This window comes from Mesorhizobium sp. M0601 (assembly GCF_040320845.1).
Lineage (GTDB): Bacteria > Pseudomonadota > Alphaproteobacteria > Rhizobiales > Rhizobiaceae > Mesorhizobium.
Genome location: NZ_JAMYQK010000024.1, coordinates 26826 through 43984, shown reverse-complemented (window position 1 = coordinate 43984; position 17159 = coordinate 26826). Strand labels below are relative to the sequence as shown.

General features: G+C 62.7%; 19 protein-coding genes. 8 read left to right on the top strand and 11 right to left on the bottom strand.

Annotated features, from left to right (window positions below):
• The first annotated feature begins 6 nt into the window (after nucleotides 1-6).
• From NKI41_RS20645 to NKI41_RS20635, 3 genes are all read left to right on the top strand, one after another.
• On the top strand, nucleotides 7-438 hold the full coding sequence (locus NKI41_RS20645) for a CBS domain-containing protein (RefSeq protein ID WP_352684862.1): 432 nt from the start codon (nucleotides 7-9) through the stop codon (nucleotides 436-438).
• A 190-nt stretch (nucleotides 439-628) separates the two neighbouring features.
• Nucleotides 629-2128 (top strand): Asp-tRNA(Asn)/Glu-tRNA(Gln) amidotransferase subunit GatB, encoded by a 1500-nt coding sequence (gene gatB, locus NKI41_RS20640; protein ID WP_352684860.1) that lies wholly within the window; start codon nucleotides 629-631, stop codon nucleotides 2126-2128.
• 1 nt (nucleotide 2129) lies between these two features.
• Complete coding sequence (locus NKI41_RS20635; RefSeq protein ID WP_352684857.1) at nucleotides 2130-2618, top strand: GNAT family N-acetyltransferase; 489 nt, start codon at nucleotides 2130-2132, stop codon at nucleotides 2616-2618.
• 16 nt (nucleotides 2619-2634) lie between these two features.
• On the opposite strand, the gene NKI41_RS20630 is transcribed toward NKI41_RS20635, so the two are convergent.
• The 5 genes from NKI41_RS20630 to NKI41_RS20610 all read right to left on the bottom strand — a co-directional run bounded on the left by NKI41_RS20630 (nucleotide 2635) and on the right by NKI41_RS20610 (nucleotide 7647).
• Nucleotides 2635-2976 (bottom strand): hypothetical protein, encoded by a 342-nt coding sequence (locus NKI41_RS20630; RefSeq protein WP_352684855.1) that lies wholly within the window; start codon nucleotides 2974-2976, stop codon nucleotides 2635-2637.
• A gap of 151 nt (nucleotides 2977-3127) precedes the next feature.
• A complete protein-coding gene (locus NKI41_RS20625; protein ID WP_352684853.1) occupies nucleotides 3128-4339 on the bottom strand; it encodes a hypothetical protein in 1212 nt (403 codons plus the stop codon).
• 147 nt (nucleotides 4340-4486) lie between these two features.
• Entirely contained in the window at nucleotides 4487-4786 is a 300-nt protein-coding gene (locus tag NKI41_RS20620) for a hypothetical protein (protein WP_352684851.1), read from the bottom strand.
• A gap of 94 nt (nucleotides 4787-4880) precedes the next feature.
• Nucleotides 4881-6281: an ArnT family glycosyltransferase gene (locus tag NKI41_RS20615; RefSeq protein WP_352684849.1), complete on the bottom strand. Its 1401-nt coding sequence runs from the start codon at nucleotides 6279-6281 to the stop codon at nucleotides 4881-4883.
• A gap of 205 nt (nucleotides 6282-6486) precedes the next feature.
• On the bottom strand, nucleotides 6487-7647 hold the full coding sequence (locus NKI41_RS20610; protein WP_352684847.1) for a helix-turn-helix transcriptional regulator: 1161 nt from the start codon (nucleotides 7645-7647) through the stop codon (nucleotides 6487-6489).
• 255 nt (nucleotides 7648-7902) lie between these two features.
• Here NKI41_RS20610 and NKI41_RS20605 point away from each other — a divergent pair, with 255 nt between their 5' ends.
• The 3 genes from NKI41_RS20605 to NKI41_RS20595 all read left to right on the top strand — a co-directional run bounded on the left by NKI41_RS20605 (nucleotide 7903) and on the right by NKI41_RS20595 (nucleotide 9396).
• A complete protein-coding gene (locus NKI41_RS20605; RefSeq protein ID WP_023674818.1) occupies nucleotides 7903-8301 on the top strand; it encodes an NADH:ubiquinone oxidoreductase subunit NDUFA12 in 399 nt (132 codons plus the stop codon).
• A gap of 155 nt (nucleotides 8302-8456) precedes the next feature.
• On the top strand, nucleotides 8457-8939 hold the full coding sequence (locus NKI41_RS20600) for a DUF2155 domain-containing protein (protein ID WP_023674819.1): 483 nt from the start codon (nucleotides 8457-8459) through the stop codon (nucleotides 8937-8939).
• A gap of 88 nt (nucleotides 8940-9027) precedes the next feature.
• Entirely contained in the window at nucleotides 9028-9396 is a 369-nt protein-coding gene (locus NKI41_RS20595) for a hypothetical protein (protein WP_352593854.1), read from the top strand.
• An 82-nt stretch (nucleotides 9397-9478) separates the two neighbouring features.
• Here NKI41_RS20595 and aat read toward each other — a convergent pair whose 3' ends face one another.
• The 6 genes from aat to NKI41_RS20565 all read right to left on the bottom strand — a co-directional run bounded on the left by aat (nucleotide 9479) and on the right by NKI41_RS20565 (nucleotide 14825).
• Nucleotides 9479-10096, bottom strand: coding sequence for a leucyl/phenylalanyl-tRNA--protein transferase (aat, locus tag NKI41_RS20590; protein WP_023674821.1), 618 nt, complete (start codon nucleotides 10094-10096; stop codon nucleotides 9479-9481).
• 14 nt (nucleotides 10097-10110) lie between these two features.
• Entirely contained in the window at nucleotides 10111-11454 is a 1344-nt protein-coding gene (accC, locus tag NKI41_RS20585) for an acetyl-CoA carboxylase biotin carboxylase subunit (protein ID WP_352492533.1), read from the bottom strand.
• A 19-nt stretch (nucleotides 11455-11473) separates the two neighbouring features.
• Nucleotides 11474-11932, bottom strand: coding sequence for an acetyl-CoA carboxylase biotin carboxyl carrier protein (accB, locus tag NKI41_RS20580; protein ID WP_292662508.1), 459 nt, complete (start codon nucleotides 11930-11932; stop codon nucleotides 11474-11476).
• A 26-nt stretch (nucleotides 11933-11958) separates the two neighbouring features.
• Nucleotides 11959-12393: a type II 3-dehydroquinate dehydratase gene (aroQ, locus tag NKI41_RS20575; RefSeq protein ID WP_023717478.1), complete on the bottom strand. Its 435-nt coding sequence runs from the start codon at nucleotides 12391-12393 to the stop codon at nucleotides 11959-11961.
• A 163-nt stretch (nucleotides 12394-12556) separates the two neighbouring features.
• Nucleotides 12557-13360, bottom strand: coding sequence for a DsbA family protein (locus NKI41_RS20570; RefSeq protein ID WP_352684845.1), 804 nt, complete (start codon nucleotides 13358-13360; stop codon nucleotides 12557-12559).
• Between the two features lie 70 nt (nucleotides 13361-13430).
• Complete coding sequence (locus NKI41_RS20565; protein WP_352684843.1) at nucleotides 13431-14825, bottom strand: M48 family metalloprotease; 1395 nt, start codon at nucleotides 14823-14825, stop codon at nucleotides 13431-13433.
• 145 nt (nucleotides 14826-14970) lie between these two features.
• Here NKI41_RS20565 and NKI41_RS20560 point away from each other — a divergent pair, with 145 nt between their 5' ends.
• The gene (locus NKI41_RS20560) at nucleotides 14971-16119 is read left to right on the top strand and encodes a pyridoxal phosphate-dependent aminotransferase (protein WP_352457445.1); all 1149 of its coding nucleotides are present in this window, start codon (nucleotides 14971-14973) and stop codon (nucleotides 16117-16119) included.
• Nucleotides 16120-16130: 11 nt separating this feature from the next.
• Complete coding sequence (locus tag NKI41_RS20555; protein ID WP_352684840.1) at nucleotides 16131-17078, top strand: glutaminase; 948 nt, start codon at nucleotides 16131-16133, stop codon at nucleotides 17076-17078.
• The last annotated feature ends 81 nt before the right edge of the window (nucleotides 17079-17159 follow it).

Here is a 17159-nt window from a genome sequence, read left to right as displayed (position 1 = left end):
GACGCCATGACTGTTAAGGCAATTCTCGAGGCAAAAGGCCACGACGTGGTGACGCTCGGGCCGAACGAAAAGCTCAGCGAAGCCATCCGCATGCTTTCCGAACACAGGATCGGCGCGCTGGTCATCACCAACGGCGATCACAAGATCGTCGGCATTCTTTCCGAGCGCGATGTGGTGCGGGTTCTCGCCAAGGTGGGGGCGGCGGCGCTCGACCTTGCCGTCCGCTCGGCGATGACGCCCAAGGTGAAGATCTGCAATGAGAACCACACCGTCAACGAGGTTATGGAGATCATGACCAAGGGCCGCTTCCGCCATCTGCCGGTGGAAAAGAACGGGCTGCTCGACGGCATCGTGTCGATCGGCGACGTGGTCAAGCGGCGCATCGAGGATGTCGAGCGCGAGGCCGAGGAGATCAGGGCCTATATCGCCACGGCATAGGTGACGGCGGCCGGGTTGCCGGCAGGTCGATTTTTCAAGCTGCTATCGCAGTTCATCGCGGCAGGTGCGGGCCTGTGCCGCGTCGGCGGCCTGCGGCTTTGCGCTTGTCTCTTTTGGCGGTTTGCACTAGCGAAGTTGCACAGCAAAATATGCGTTCTCGCATATCCGCAATTTCAGTATGCAGGCCCTTATGAGCATCATCGACACCCGCACGCCCGACGCCAAGCGCCTGGTTCCCGGCGCCACCGGCGACTGGGAGATCATCATCGGCCTCGAGGTCCACGCGCAGGTGACCTCGCAGGCAAAGCTGTTTTCCGGCGCCTCGACCATTTTCGGCGCCGCGCCCAACGCCAATGTCAGCCTGGTCGACGCGGCGATGCCCGGCATGCTGCCGGTCATCAACGAGGAATGCGTCAAGCAGGCGATCCGCACCGGGCTGGGCCTGAAGGCCGAGATCAACCACAAATCGGTCTTCGACAGGAAAAACTATTTCTATCCCGACCTGCCGCAGGGCTACCAGATCTCGCAGTTCAAGCAGCCGATCGTCGGCGAGGGGAAGGTGATCGTCTCGGTCGGCCCGGACCGGCAGGGCGAATTCGAGGACATCGAGGTCGGCATCGAGCGCCTGCACCTGGAGCAGGACGCCGGCAAGTCGATGCACGACCAGCATGCGACGATGTCCTATGTCGATCTCAACCGCTCCGGCGTGGCGCTGATGGAGATCGTCTCCAAGCCGGATATGCGCTCCGCCGATGAAGCCAAGGCCTATGTCACCAAGCTGCGCACCATCGTGCGCTACCTCGGCACGTGCGACGGCAATATGGACGAAGGCTCGCTGCGCGCCGACGTCAACGTCTCGGTGCGCCGGCCCGGCGGCGAATTCGGCACGCGCTGCGAGATCAAGAACGTCAACTCCATCCGTTTCATCGGCCAGGCCATCGACTACGAGGCGCGCCGCCAGATCGCCATCCTGGAGGACGGCGGCAAGATCGACCAGGAAACGCGGCTGTTCGACCCCAACAAGGGCGAAACGCGCTCGATGCGTTCCAAGGAAGAAGCGCACGACTACCGCTATTTCCCCGATCCCGACCTTCTGCCGCTGGAATTCGACCAGGCCTATGTCGACGAGTTGGCAAAGGACCTGCCGGAACTTCCCGACGCGAAAAAGGCGCGGCTGATCACCTCGCTCGGCCTGTCGACCTACGACGCCTCGATCCTGGTATCGGAAAAGGCGGTCGCCGACTATTTCGAGAAGGTGGCCGCTGGTCGCGATGGCAAGCTTGCCGCCAACTGGGTCATCAACGATTTGCTGGGTGCGTTGAACAGAGCCGGCAAGAGTATTGAAAATGCTCCGGTTTCGCCCGATCAGCTCGGCGCGGTCATCGATCTGATCAAGGAAGGCACCATCTCCGGCAAGATCGCCAAGGATCTATTCGAGATCGTCTGGAACGAGGGCGGCGATTCGCGTCAGCTGGTCGAAAGCCGCGGCATGAAGCAGGTCACCGATACCGGCGCCATCGAAAAGGCGGTGGACGAGGTGATCGCGGCCAACCCGGACAAGGTCGAACAGGCGCGCGCCAAGCCGACCATGGCCGGCTGGTTCGTCGGCCAGGTGATGAAGGCGACCGGCGGCAAGGCCAACCCGCAGGCGGTCAACGAGCTGGTCAAGGCCAGGCTCGGGATCGAGTAGGATGTTCGTCCGCACCGCCGGCGAGCGCGATCTTGCGGCGGTGCGCGCATTGCTGGTCGATACATGGCATGCCACCTATGATGCCATCTACGGCGGGCCGCGGGTCACCGAAATCACCGATGAATGGCATTCTATCGCCGCGCTCAAGGCACGGCTGACGCGGCCGAACTCGGAGTTCCTGGTCGCCGACGACGGCAAAAACATCGGCGGCATGGCTTTCGCCGCCGCTACCACGGATGCCAGGATCGTCATGCTGAACCAGCTTTACGTGCATCCGGCCTGGCAGAGGCAAGGCATCGGCCAGGCGCTGCTGGACGAGATCGAGGCCAGCTTTCCGGAGGCCCGGACGCTGCGTGTCGAGGTCGAGGAAGCAAATGCTCCGGCTGTCGCCTTCTACCGCTCGAGGGGGTTCTTGCCCGCCGGCAACACGGCCGGTTGCGGCGGCGCCTCGGGATTGCCGGCGCTGGTTTTGGAGAAGGCGATCGGCTAGCTCGTTTGCCTGGCGCTCAGTTGCGTTTCTCAGGCAGGTTGGAGCAGCCGGCAGCGAGAAACTCGCACGGCAGGCTGCCGCCGCCGCCCGACGTGTGCGGGGGCGTGGCGGCTTCGATTTTTTCCACCTCGTAATATTTCGAGGTGACACCCCATTTTTTGACGCCCTGGCACGTCGAGCGCACGCCAACCTCCGTCGCCTTTGCCGCAGCCTTGTAATAGGTGGTGATCCGGCAGGATTGGCTGACCGGCAGCGCGTTCGCCGGGCTCGTGACCGGCGGCAGGAAGTTCGGGAAGGCAAGCAGCGAGATTGCCGCAATGATCCTGACGGCGGGCATGGTGAGGGGAAGGTGCTGCATCGTTTGTCTCCATCGATGGCGCCGCTCGCTCGTGGCGCAGCGGCGCGTTTGTTCCGGCAAGATCAGGCCATGATGCCGGTGCTGCCGCATCTGCCGCGCGGGGGAAGGCGGTAGCGGTCTGAACCGCCGCCGTCATCCGCGAGCGGCCGCGTCAGGGCGTTTTCGGCTTGATGAGCGTCTCTATCGGAACGGCGACTTTTGGAGGCCGGACCGTACTGGTTCCACCATCGACGGCCAGCCCGCCGCTGTTGAGATAGCGTACCGTATAGTGCAGCTCATAGCCGGGAACTCTGATCCATGTAGGCTTGGGATTGAACTGGTCCGGCGGCCTCGAATACCACTTCGGGATCTGCATGATCTTGGAACCGGCACCGAATCCCGCAGTCTTGGCCGCTACTGCGAAGGCGCTGTCTCTGGGGTCGTTCGGCGGCTGGTCGACATTGCCGATGACGACCAGCGAATCGTATTTTCGCGCGTCCAGCCGTACTGCGGGAACGTTCAGCGCAGCCACGTCGCCTTCGCGCATCGTCAGCGCCTTCTGACGACCATCCTCATTGGCATAGACGTTGAGGTTTATGGCCTCGGATTCCGCATAGACGACATTGTTGTGGAAGTCGCGGGCTGGCAGGCGTGTGAGGCTGTCGAAGGTCACTTCAACCGTCGGCTTGGCTATGGCGTCCGTCACCACCAGGTTGCGCCGCGGCACCGTCCAGAAGATGAGATCATCGCCGGTGGCCTGCGTGCCGGCGTCGGAGCCGTCTATTGCCGAGCATTTCGAATTTGGAACCGGCGTCGTCACCGGCAGAGGTGCCGAAAACGAGCTGCGAACCTGAGCGTCGATGTAGTTGCCGACGTTGAAAACGTCTTCGAGGATGTTGCCGCCCTCGAAGCTCGCCGGGCCGGGTTGCGAGCGAATGATGACCTGGCTGGAATCGGTCTGCCAGCCGCTGCAGAAGACGTTGACGTCTATGGGAATGCCGATGTGGCGGTCGGAGGTCACCGGGATCGAGACTTTGATGGTCAGGATGTAAGGAACTTTGACAAACCAGCTGTTCGGCTGGTTCAGCATCTGCGTCGCAAAGCGCGACGGCCGCCATTGCTTCAGCGATTCGATCGATGCGCGTGATGATCGTCCCTGGGCGGCCAGCTGTGCGTTGGTGGCGTCGACCTTGGCTTGCGCCAGGTTGCGGACGGTGTTGGTGATCAGGAACACGCCGAGTTCGGCTTTGCAGGGCCTGTTCGATTGCGTGGCGTTGCATGGGGCAAGTGCCGCACTGGGAACCGGCGGCCCCGACGGCGGCGGCTGGGCGGCCGCGGCGGCCGCCATCAGGCAGAAAAACAGCATCGTGCAGGTTTTCAACATGGTATCCTCGCTCTTTCGGTTGGAAACCACCCTCCGGCTAGACAACACCATTTCTTCGACAGCGGTTCATCGCCCGCATGGGGGACGAACCGCGAAACATCGGGCCGGCCCAGCGACGTCGAGCCGCCGTCCTTTCGGATTGGATATCTACTGCTTCACGACGCCTTTGGTTGTCGCCATCGGCGCGACGACCTTGGGCTTGGGGGTTTTCGGGCCGGGGTCGACTACCAATGCGGCCGTGCAGGAGCATTTGCCCGAACCGCAGTTCAGGTCGCCCTTGCACATTTTGGAATGCCGCATATCGGTGCAGTCGGCGGTCCCGGAGCAGGAGCAACTGCCTTGCCCAATCGTTCCGGACTGACATTTGAAGCTCCATGCCGGATCGGTGGCAAGGCCGGCCACAGCGAGCGATACGGCAAAAAGCGTCGTCGAGATGAGCTTGCGCATGAATACCTCCCGGTTCTATCGAGCGATGGAACCACGAAGCAGCAACGCCTTCATCTCCCGCGCGGGGGACGAACTCGCATACCGGTGACGATCGTCAATGCTGTCCCTTCAGCACGACGAGATAGCCGCGTTCGACGCGAAGCCGGAACGCGATTTGCCCTGCAGTGCCGGGATCCTTGGAAACCTTGTCGATGACATAGCCGCTGGGATGCGAGCCAAGCCATTCTTCCGGTTTGTCGGTGCTTTCGAACGGCTTTTGCAACCGGGCCAGGAAGCCGACTTCGCCCTGATAGTCGAAAGCCACGGCCCAGTCCGCATCCTTTCGCTCGTAGATGAAGTTGGCGAGCGGCGTCAGATCATAGCGTTTGAACGCGGTTGCCGATGCCACCGCGTGGCCAATGCCGAAAATGACAAGCATGACGATGGCCGAGCTCTTCAGCCTGGCGAGCGGGATCTCCGCCATGAAATAGCCGAACAGGATGACCACGAACGGCAACATCGGCACGACATAATGAGGCTGCTTGCCGGATATCGCGCTGAACACCAGAAACACGGCAACGAACGAGAATGACAGCAGGCGCAAGGCGCGCAGATCCGGCGACTTCGCGTCGATCAGGCTGCGTATCCGCGTGAGCAGCTTCAACCGCCACACCTCGGGTATGAAGATCCACGGTATGAACATGACGGGCAGCAGCAGCAGATAGAAATAGAACGGCCGGCCATGCGAATTGCGCAAATTGCCGGTGACACGCCCCGCCGACTGGTTCCAGACGAGATCATAAACGAAATTGCCTTTTGTCAGGATGGTCGCCGGCACCAGCCAGATCGCCACCGGAATCAGCGCGGCGAGCAGGGCCAGGCCAACTCCAGCGAGGAAGTTCGGTGTCGTCAGTCCCGCCCGCCGGTCGCGCCAGAACGGGTAGAACAGGATGGGCGCGCCGATATGGATCAGCACCACCGGGCCTTTCGTCAGCACGCCCATGCCGATGAACAGCCCGGCCAGAACGGCCTGCCAGCGGTTGCCGCTGCGGGCAAAGGCAATCAACGACAATAGCGCCGCGAGCACGAAGACCGTCAGCAACAGGTCGAACAGGATCAGCGTCGAATAGATGACGAACACGCTGCTTCCGGCAACCAGCCAGGGGATGCGCCGCGCGATGTCGTCGCGGCCCGGAAACAGGGTCTTTGCCAACGCTGTCGTCAGCCAGATGACGAGCGAGGCGGCGGCGAAGATGACCAGCATCGCCGCCGGCCGGCTGGCGCCGAAAATGTTCCAGACAAGGTCGATAAGCCAAAACAGCAGTGGCGGCTTCTGCAGATAGGGCGCGAAATTCATCGTCGGGACGAAGATCTGTCCGCTCAGATACATTTCCCAGGTGACGCTGAGATATCGCGTTTCGTCGACGGGCAGCAGTGGCCGGAAAGCGACCGCGATTGCGATCAGCCCAAGCAGAAAGAGGTAGGGGAGCAGCCGCTCGGTAGATGTCGGTGTCAAGATCGAGATCCGCGCCAGAAACCATTTTCATTCCAGCCGAGCATAGTGCCGCGTTTCTGGACCGCGAACGACCGCACCATGATTTTGGCCGAACTGCAACGATGCCGGTTTCGTATCCCAGATTTTGCGGACGATGGTGTCAAAGGTTTGAAAACTTACCTGCCGAGTCATTTGGACCACCGCCGGTTCGAGGAAACTGCGCAAATCAACTGGAGCGCAACGGCGGTGACAATTCGCGCATCAACAGTTCGAGCTCGCGCTGATCGCCGGTACCGGTCTTGTCGAAGATCGTCGCCAGCTGCGACTTGACGGTGCCGTCCGAGACGCCGCCGGCCGCGGCGATTTCCTTTCGCGTCAGGCCGGCGGCAACGTGACCGGCGACTCGCCTTTCTGCCGCGGTCAGTCCGAACAGCGCCGCAATGGCGTCCAGCGCCGGGGTCGGTGCCGAACCCGCCGCGGCGATGAAGATCGCTGCGGCGGCGCGTTGCGAGATGCGCGCCGAGATTTCACGCCGCGCTAGCGGCATGACATGGGCCACTGCCGGAACCAACGTCCTGGCCAGGGGAATGTTGATGCCGCAAGGTCCGAGCGCGAATTCGTCGCGCGTGCCGAGCTGGACGGCACGGCCGATCGCGGCGTCGGCGTTGGCATAGGTGAAGGAAAGCTGTCCGCGTACGCAAGCGACCGAGATGTTTTCGGCGAGCAGCGCTTCGGCTGACGGGTTGGCGAAGATGATGGTCATGTCTTCGGTCACGATCAGCACCGGATGGTCGAGGCTTTCGATGATGGAACGGAAGATTTCGGCCTTGCGCCGCTCGGCTTCGAACAGGTCGCCGATGGTCACCGCGCGCCGCACATGCGGTGCCAGCAGGCTGACAAGCTCGAGATCCTCGCGGGAAATCTGGCGCCTGTCCTTATCGGTCACCACCATCAACGTGCCGATCCGGGTCGGCCGCTTCATCAACGCCACCCAGAAGAAATCGTCCAGGCGGTTGGGTTGCACCCATTCGCGCACGATGCGGCTTTCGAGCCATCTCTGTCGCGTATCCGGGCCTTGCAGGGCGTAGATCGAATCGACGGTGAACGGCACGTCGATCTCCATCTTGGGAACCGCCGCATAGAACGGCACTTGCGAGCCGTAGTCATGCTTCAACGGCTCAAGAACTGCGGGATCGCCGCAGGACACCGAAAACCGCGCGGAGCTGCTGATCGTGTCGATGACGGCGAGCATGGCAAGCTGGCCTTCCGCCAGATTGCAGATGGCCTCGAGTGTCGCCTGCCAGCGGCCGACGTCGGCAATCGAATCGTAGATCGCCTCAACGACCTGCGGCAATGCGCGACCGGCCGTGCCCGCCAGCGATGACATGAGCCCCTCTCATTTGCCGTCCTTGAGGCAACGAAGCTTCAACTGCTAGAATAACGCTGCGTAAGGTTGCCAACAACCTATTTCATCTGCTTCGGACGGCCGCGAAAATAGCATCAACGTATCGCTTTCCCGTCAGCCATTTGCTCGCCTGTTGCGGCAAGACCCTTGCCTTCGCAATGCCGTGACGCCATAAGCAGGAACAGGCGCCGCAGCCGCCGCGAGGACTTGCTTCAAGGACTTGCCACGAGGATTTGGATGAAGACTTTCCTTCTGCAGTTTTTCACCTGGTGGAATAGCCAGACATTGGGAACGCGCTTCCACACCTGGCGGCACGGCAAGAAGGTCGGGCAGGACGAGGTCGGCAACGTCTACTATGAGGGCGGCGTCGATTCGGAAGGCCGCACCCGTCGCTGGGTCATCTACCGCGACTATTCGGAAGCCTCGGCGATTCCGCCCGGCTGGCATGGCTGGATCCATCACCGTGTCGACGTTGCGCCGCCAAGCGAAGACTACAAGCCACGCGACTGGCAAAAGCCGCATGTGCCGAACCTCACCGGCAGCCCCGCGGCCTATCGCCCGAAAGGCTCGGTGCTGACCAACCAGCATCGTCCGCAGGTGACGGGCGACTACGACGCCTGGACGCCTGGTTCGTGATCGATCGCCGCGACACGCGCGCGGTCCCTACGGGGCGGTCCCCACGAGGGCGGTCCTTTGTCGCCACAATTGCTGTTTAGCTGTTTGCTGATCCGACAGCAGCAACTAGCCTTGGCGTTAAGAGAATCACCCGGGCGCAAACTACCGGACCTTGCATGAGCATGTTCAGCCGAATTTTGACGGGCGGATTAACCGCGGTCGTTCTCGCTTCTATGGTGGCGCTCGCTACTGCGCAGGAATTGGCGCCGCCTGCGCCGGACGCGTCGGTGGCGCCTGCAGCACCGGCAGTATCCGAGCGCATCACCAATCCAGTCGCTGAATTCGCCGGCATCGACAAGATCACCGGCCGTATCATCACCTTCGATGTCTATATCGACGAGACGGTGCAGTTCGGCGCTTTGCAGGTGACGCCGCGCATCTGCTATTCGCGGCCCGAAAACGAAGAGCCGAAGACGGATTCGTTCGTCGAGGTCGACGAGATCACGCTCGATCGGAAAATACGCCGTATCTTCACCGGCTGGATGTTTGCCGAAAGCCCCGGGATCAACGCCGTCGAGCATGCCGTCTATGATATCTGGCTGAAGGGCTGCAAGCAGAAGTCCGACGTGCCGGCACCCGCCGCCCCCAAAACCAACTAGAATCTGTCAGTGCGCGGCGCATACCGCGCCCTGCGGAACCGCCGCGTTGCCCGAGCGTTGGTGCCTCTCTACGGAGGAGGTTGCCATGATGATGGCCAACAAGAACGAACTTCTCGACATCGAAAGGGGATTCTGGAGCGGCGGTGCCGACTATTTCAAGGCCAATGCCGATACCGACTGCCTGGTGGCCTTCCCGCAGATGGCGCGGGTGATGAGCAATACCGATCTGGCCGCAACTGCCACGGACCCGAACCGCTGGCGCGATCTCGACATCGACCTCAAGGGCATCATCGAGCCGGGCAGCGACATCGTCATGCTGACCTACGAGGCGCGTGCGACGCGGCAAGATGGCGAAGCCTATGCGGCGCTGGTCAGCACCGGCTATGTCCACCGCGTCAATGGCTGGAAGATGATGTTCCACGCACAGACGCCGCTGGTGACGGCAGCAAAAGGCTGACCGGCCGCAAGAGCAATTCCAGGAAGTGTGAACGGCTTTCCGTCCGGAATTGCGTTCCTGTGAAACGATGAGCCATTCCAGGTTATGGAAAAAACACGGCCTCGCCCTTCAGCGCCTCGGCCAGCATCTTCTCGTACTTGCCGCGCGGCACGTCGATTGCACCGAAGCGTTTGAGATGCTCGGTGGTGAACTGCGTATCGAGCAGTGCAAAGCCACGCGCCTTCAGGCGTTCGACGAGGTGAACCAGGCAGGCCTTTGACGCGTCGGTCTCCCTGGCGAACATGCTCTCGCCGAAGAACACGCGGCCGAGCGATACGCCGTAGAGCCCCCCGACCAATCGGTCGTTGTGCCAGGCCTCGACCGAATGGCAATGGCCCATCCGATGCAGCTCGATATAGGCTTCGCGGATCGGCGCGTTGATCCAGGTCGACCGACGTTCCTCGCGCCTTTCAGCGCAGGCCTCGATCGTCGCCTCAAAGTCGAAATCGATGCGGAACTCGAACAGGTTCTTGCGGATCGTCTTTCTCAGGCTTTTCGGTATGTGGAACCCGTCGAGCGGAATGATGCCGCGCGTCTCCGGCCGCACCCAGAATACTTCGGGGTCATTGGCGCTTTCGGCCATCGGGAAGACGCCGGAGGCATAGGCTTTGAGCAAAAGGTCGGTCGGGATGCGATAACCGGGTGCGTAGGGACGGGTCATCGCTTCGCCCTGTATCACTCGCCTTCGGCCAGGTATTTTTCCAGCCAATGGATGTCGTAGTCGCCATTGGCGATGTCGGCGTTGCCAACGAGGTCGCGAAACAGTGGCAGCGTCGTCTTGATGCCGTCGACGACGAATTCGTCGAGCGCGCGCCGCAGCCGCATCATGCATTCGACGCGGTTGCGGCCATGCACGATCAGCTTGCCGATCAGGCTGTCGTAGTAGGGCGGGATCTTGTAGCCCGAATAGACGCCGGAATCGACGCGGATGCCGAGCCCGCCCGGCGTGTGGAAATGGGTGATGGTGCCCGGCGAGGGGGTGAAGGTGCGCGGATCCTCGGCATTGATGCGGCATTCTATGGCATGGCCGTGGAAGCGGATATCCTCCTGGCGCACCGAAAGCCCGCCGCCCGAGGCGACGCGGATCTGCTCGTGCACGAGGTCGATGCCGGTGATCGCCTCGGTTACTGGATGTTCGACCTGCAGGCGCGTGTTCATCTCGATGAAATAGAACTGGCCGTCCTCATAGAGGAATTCGATGGTGCCGGCGCCAGAATAGCCGAGATCGGCGATCGCCCTGGCGCAGACGCCGCCAATATGCGCGCGCTCCTCGGCATTGAGAGCCGGCGAGGGCGCTTCTTCCCAGACCTTCTGGTGGCGGCGCTGCAGCGAGCAGTCGCGCTCGCCGAAATGCACGCCGCGCCCGGCGCCGTCGCCGAACACCTGCACTTCGATATGGCGCGGCTTCTGCAGATATTTCTCGATATAGACGGCGTCGTCGCCGAAGGCCGCACCAGCCTCCGAGCGTGCCGTCTGCAGCGCCACCTCGAGGTCGGCCTCGCTGCGCGCCACTTTCATGCCGCGCCCGCCGCCGCCGGCCGACGCCTTGATGATCACGGGGTAGCCGATCGCGGCGGCAATGCGCTTGGCTTCCTTGTCCTCGGTGACCGCGCCGTCGGAGCCGGGCACCACGGGAATGCCGAGGCGTTTTGCGGTACGCTTGGCCTCGATCTTGTCGCCCATGATGCGGATATGGTCGCCGGTCGGGCCGATGAAGGTGATGTTGTGCGCGGCGAGGATGTCGGCGAACTTGGCGTTCTCCGACAGAAAACCGTAGCCGGGATGCACCGCGTCGGCGCCGGTGATCTCGCAGGCGGCGACGATCTGGTGGATGTTGAGATAGCTGTCGCGCGACGGCGGCGGGCCGATGCAGACGCTCTCGTCGGCGAGACGCACATGCATGGCGTCGGCGTCGGCGGTCGAATGCACCACCACCGTCTGGATGCCGAGCTCCTTGCAGGCGCGCAGCACCCTGAGGGCGATTTCGCCGCGATTGGCGATGAGGATTTTCTGGAACATCTTTCGCCTGTTCCCGGCTCTACTCGATCACGACGAGCGGCATGCCATATTCGACCGGCTGCGCATCTTCAAACAGGATCGCCGTCACCGTGCCGGCGCGCGGCGAGGGGATCTGGTTCATCGTCTTCATTGCTTCGATGATCAGCAGCGTCTGGCCTTCCTTGACCTTCTGGCCGATTTCGATGAACGGCCTGGCGTCGGGCGACGGTGCCAGATAGGCGGTGCCGACCATCGGCGAGGCAACGGCGTTCTTCGACACGTCGGGCGTCGCCGGCGCGGCCGCTGCCGCAGGCTGCGCAGCTGCCGGGGCATAGGCCGGCTGAGCTGCGGCGACGGCATGGACGGCCGGCGCCTGCCGCGAGACGCGCACCTTCAGATCGCCCAGCTCGACCTCGATCTCGGTCAGGTTGGTGTCGTTCAGTATGCCCGCCAGATCGCGGATCAGCTGCTGGTCAACACCGTTCTTCTTTATCGACATTTTCGAGCCTTCTGTTTGTTGGCCGGTCATAGGCGTGCAGCCAGCGCCTGCAGCGCCAGCGTGTAGCCGAGCGGCCCGAACCCGCAGATCATGCCGACGGCGACCGGCGCGACCATGGAGACGTGGCGGAATGGTTCCCGCGCGTGGATGTTGGAGAGATGCACCTCAGCGACCGGCAGCGGCGCGACGGCGCGGATGGCATCGTGAATGGCGATCGAGGTATGGCCATAGGCGCCCGGATTGATGACGATCGCGGCGGCCTTGTCGGCGGCCTCGTGGATCCAGTCGACGAGGTCGCCCTCATGGTTCGACTGGCGGAAATCGATCTCCAGCCCAAGTGCGGCACCTGCCTGCTTGCAGTCGTCGGCGATCGCGGCAAGCGTCTTGCCGCCATAAATGCCCGGCTCGCGCTTGCCGAGCGCGTTGAGATTGGGGCCGTTCAGGACGAAAACCGTTTTCAAAAAATGCCGACCTTTCCCGGCGCGGCTAAGCCGGCGCGCCGGACCCTCTATAATGGGCATAGACGCTGGCGAAAAGAGCGCAAGTGCGTTCTTTCGCCGTCCACAACAGCCGGAAAACGGCCCGTGCCAGAAACCCGCAGCCTAATCGAAACCCGAATGCTGATCAGAGCGCGGCCTTCGCCGCCTCGATCTTTTCGGCCAGCACTTCCTGGCCAAGCGCGCCGAACACCACCTCGTTGCCGACGACATAGGACGGCGTTCCGGTGATGGCGAGCTTGGTGGCGAGGTCATAGGTCTTGGAGAAGGCCTCGGTGATGCTCGGGTCCTTCATCTTTTCGCGCAGCGCCGCCTCGTCGGCGCCGAGCGACAGCGCCACCTTGATCGCCGCCGCCTCGGTGGCGCGCCCCTGGCCGCCGAGCAGGGCATTGTGGAATTCGCCGTATTTCTCCGGCTTCATCAAATGGAAGGCCATCGAGACGACGCTCGCCTTCTGCGAATCCGGGCCGAGGATGGGGAACTCCTTGAGCACGAAGCGCAGGTCCGGATCGGCCTTGGTCAGCGCGCGCATGTCGTCGATGGCGCGTTTGCAGTAGCCGCAATTATAATCATAGAATTCGACGATGGTGACCTTGCCGTTCGGATTGCCGACAACACCGTCGAATGAGGAATTGAAGATCTGGTCCTTGGCGTCTTTGATGACACCGAGACTGGCGACGCGCTGTTCTTCCTTCTGCTTGGCCTCGAGTGCCTGCTGGGCTTCCAGAAGCACTTCCGGGTTCTTCAGCAGATAGTCGCGGACGATGCCTTCGACTTCGGCACGGTCGAGCTTGGTACCCGAGGGTGCCGTCTGGGCAAGCTGTGCCGTGCCGGCCTTCGCCGTCTGAGGATTGCCGGCGACGAAGCCGAACGCCAGCATGGCGAGAGCCGCTGCCACTCCGGTAGTGCCCAGCAGAATTGCCTTGGTCATGGTCCTCGATCCTCTTGCCTGTGTTCGGGTCCGCCCGGTTTGGCCGTGTGGCAGCCTGCGTCCGAAAGGTTCACTTCTTCTTACCTGATGGTGCGTAGTTTATAATGTCCTGCGCGCGAAGCCAGCCCGGCTCGCCCCGCTTCATGCTCTGCTGCGCCCGCATGGCGAAGATTTTCGCATTCTTGTAGTCGCCGGAATAGAAATGCCCTTCGGCGGTTGCAAGCTCGGCGGCCGGGATGTTGCCGAGTTCCCCGTAAGCCTGTGCCAGATAGCGGTATCCGGCGGCGTTTTCGCGGTCCCGTCCGAGGCCGGTGTTGATCTGCGCCACCGCCTTCTTCAGCGAATCCTGCGTGCCGATCGCCATCAGCGCCTGGCCGTACGAGACCGGCAGCAGCCCCGATCGCGCCGGATCGAGGCTGACCGACTTGGCATAGGCGTCCGCCGCATCCTTCGGCCGGTTCGCCTTCATCAGGATGTCGCCGCGCAATTCCTGGAAATAGGGATTTTTCGGCTGTTCCTTGATCAACGCGTTGGTCTTGGCGAGCGCCGACGCCAGATTGCCGAACAGATAGGTCATCTGCGCGTCGCCATAGCGTGAGGCGAGGCTGCCGGGGTTCTTTCGCATCAATCGCGACGCCGCCGCCTGGCCCTGCATGTAGGCGGCGATCTTGATGCGCATCATGTCATGGCGCTGCTGCAGTGCCGGCGGGTCGACCTTGTCGACGTAAGGGCTCTGCTTCACCAGCACTTCGAGATTGGCGATACGCTCCTGCGGCATCGGATGGCTGATCCTGTAGGGATCGACTTGCGCGCCCGAGAGCGACAATGCGTTCTGGAAGCGGCCAAACGTCTTCAGCATGCCCATGCCGGACTGGCCGGTTGCATTGAGATAGGTGATCGCCGAACGGTCGGCGGTCATCTCTTCGGTGCGCTGATAAGCGAGGATGCTGCGTTGCGCCATCTCGCCGCCGCCGGCCACCACGCCCATGCCGGCGCCGGCGAGACCGCGGCTGTTGCTGGTGGCGCCGGCCACCATGGCGCCGGCGCCAAGCAGCGTCGCCAGGATCGCCATCGTCTTGGCGCGCTCGAGCTGTTCTCGCAATTTCTGCTGGTGTCCGCCGGCGATATGGCCGGCCTCGTGGGCAATGACGCCAATGATCTCGTTGGGCGTTTCGGCCGTCATCAGCGCGCCGGTGTTGATGAACAGCCGGCGGCCGGCAACAAAGGCGTTGAAGCTCTGGTCGTTGACCAGCACGATGTTGATGGCGTCGCCCGACAAGCCCGCCGCCTTGAAGATCGGCCGCGCGTAATCGCGCACCAGCGCCTCGATCTCGGCATCGCGCACAACCGGCACATTCTGCGCAAAGGCATTGACCGAGCCGGCCATGGCGACCACCGCAGCAAGCGACAGCGTCGCGAGGGCGCGCGCTGTCCTGGCGATCGTCGATTTGGGTCGGCTCAACATGGCAGGTCCACTGGTAGACGAGTGGGCGAAGGATGAAAAGTCGGCAGCCTAAACTTACCGAACTTGTGATCCCCACACCAATCGGGCATTTGTGCGGCGCGGCCAGCATGGCCGGCACGTGCGGACAAGTGTGGTGGATTGAAAAATGGTTGTTTCGCTTTCGCGCCGCGGCGCGGTCGAACCGTTCCATGCCATGGACATCCTGGCCGAGGCGAATCGGCTGAAAGCCAAGGGCCTGCCGGTCGTTTCCATGGCCGTCGGCCAGCCTTCCGATCCGGCGCCGGCCGGGGTTCGCGAAGCGGCGGCCAATGCCTTGAAAGCAGGCCGCATCGGCTATACCGACGCGCTGGGCCTCGCCGGCCTGCGCAAGGCGATCGCGGCGCATTATGGCGAGCATTACGGGCTTGACGTTTCGCCCGAGCGGATAGCCGTCACCACCGGATCGTCAGCTGCCTTCAACCTCGCCTTCCTGGCAATGTTCGATCCAGGCGACCGCGTCGCCATCGCTGCGCCCGGCTATCCTGCCTATCGCAACATCATGGCTGCGCTCGGCATCGACATCGCCGAGATCGAGTTGGACGGCGCCGCCTATCTGCATGCCGAGCACCTGCAGGCCGCGCATCGCGAAAAGCCGCTGAAGGGCGTGCTGTTCGCCAGCCCCGCCAATCCGACCGGCGCGGTCATTCCCGCCGGCGATCTCGAGGCGCTGGTCGAGACGGCGCAAGAGCTCGGCATCGCCGTCATCTCGGACGAAATCTATCACCGGCTGGCCTATGCGGCGCCCGACACGACGGCGCTTGCTTTCGGCGCGGATGTGACGGTGATCAATTCCTTCTCGAAATATTATTGCATGACCGGCTGGCGCATCGGCTGGATGGTGCTGCCGCAGGAACTGGTGCGGCCAGTCGAGCGCATCGCCCAGAGCCTCTACATCTCGCCGCCCGAACTGTCCCAGATTGCCGCGATCGAGGCGTTCAAGGCGACGCCAGAGCTGGAAGCGGTGAAGGCGCGCTATGCCTGGAACCGCGAGCTCCTGATGCAACGCCTGCCGGAGCTCGGCTTTGCTTTGGCCGCGCCTATGGACGGCGCGTTCTACGCCTTCTGCGACGTCACCAGGCACACCAATGACAGCATGGCGTTTGCGCGCCGGATGCTTGCCGAGGCGCATGTGGCGGCGACGCCGGGCCGCGATTTCGACCCGCTGCAAGGCCATCGCACGATGCGCTTTTCCTATGCCGGCAGCCACGACGACATGGTCGAGGCGATGGCGCGTATCGAACGCTGGCTGAAGTAGCGGGGGCGACGATGCCGGAGCTTGAACAGGCGCCTCAACTTGAACAGGCGTTGCGCGAGGTCGCCGCCGAAATGGCGGAGCGTACCGATCGCGGCGACGTCGCCAGCTATATTCCCCAGCTCGGCAAGATCGATCCGAAAAAATTCGGCATTGCCGCGGTGACCAATGACGGCCGCGTGCTGACCGCGGGCGATGCCGACGAGGCGTTTTCGATCCAGAGCATCTCAAAGGTGTTCACGCTGACGCTGGCGGTCGGCAATGTCGGCGACGCGCTGTGGCAGCGGGTTGGGCGCGAACCTTCGGGCAATCCGTTCAACTCGATCGTCCAGCTCGAGCACGAGAACGGCATTCCGCGCAATCCATTCATCAATGCCGGCGCCATCGTCGTCTCCGACATCCTGCTTGCCGGCCATCAGCCGCGCGAGGCGATCGGCGAGATCCTGCGCTTCATCCAGTTCCTGGCCGATGACGACACCATCGTCATCGACCGCGAGGTCGCGGCGTCCGAACGCGCCACCGGCTTTCGCAATTTCGCGCTTGCCAATTACATGAAATCGTTCGGCAATCTTCACCATGCGCCGGAACTGGCGCTGGGCGTCTATTTCCACCATTGCGCTATCGCCATGAGCTGCCGGCAACTGGCCCTGGCTGGCCGCTTCCTTGCCAATGGCGGCAAGAACCCGGCGACCGGGCATTCCGTCGTCTCGGCAGAGCGCGCCCGCCGCATCGGTGCGATGATGCTGACCTGCGGCCACTATGACGGCTCCGGCGACTTCGCTTTCCGCGTAGGCATTCCCGGCAAGAGCGGCGTTGGCGGCGGCATATTGGGGATCGTGCCGGGCGTCGCCTCGCTTGCCGTCTGGTCCCCTGGCCTCAATGCCAACGGCAATTCCAGGCTGGGCTCGATCGCGTTGGAAAAACTGGCGAAGACGATGAACTGGTCGATCTTCGCACCATAAGCATTTTGCAGCCAAATGGAATCATTTGGCGTCCGCACAAATGCAGCAAAACAAACAGTTAGAGCGGAATGCCCCATTCAA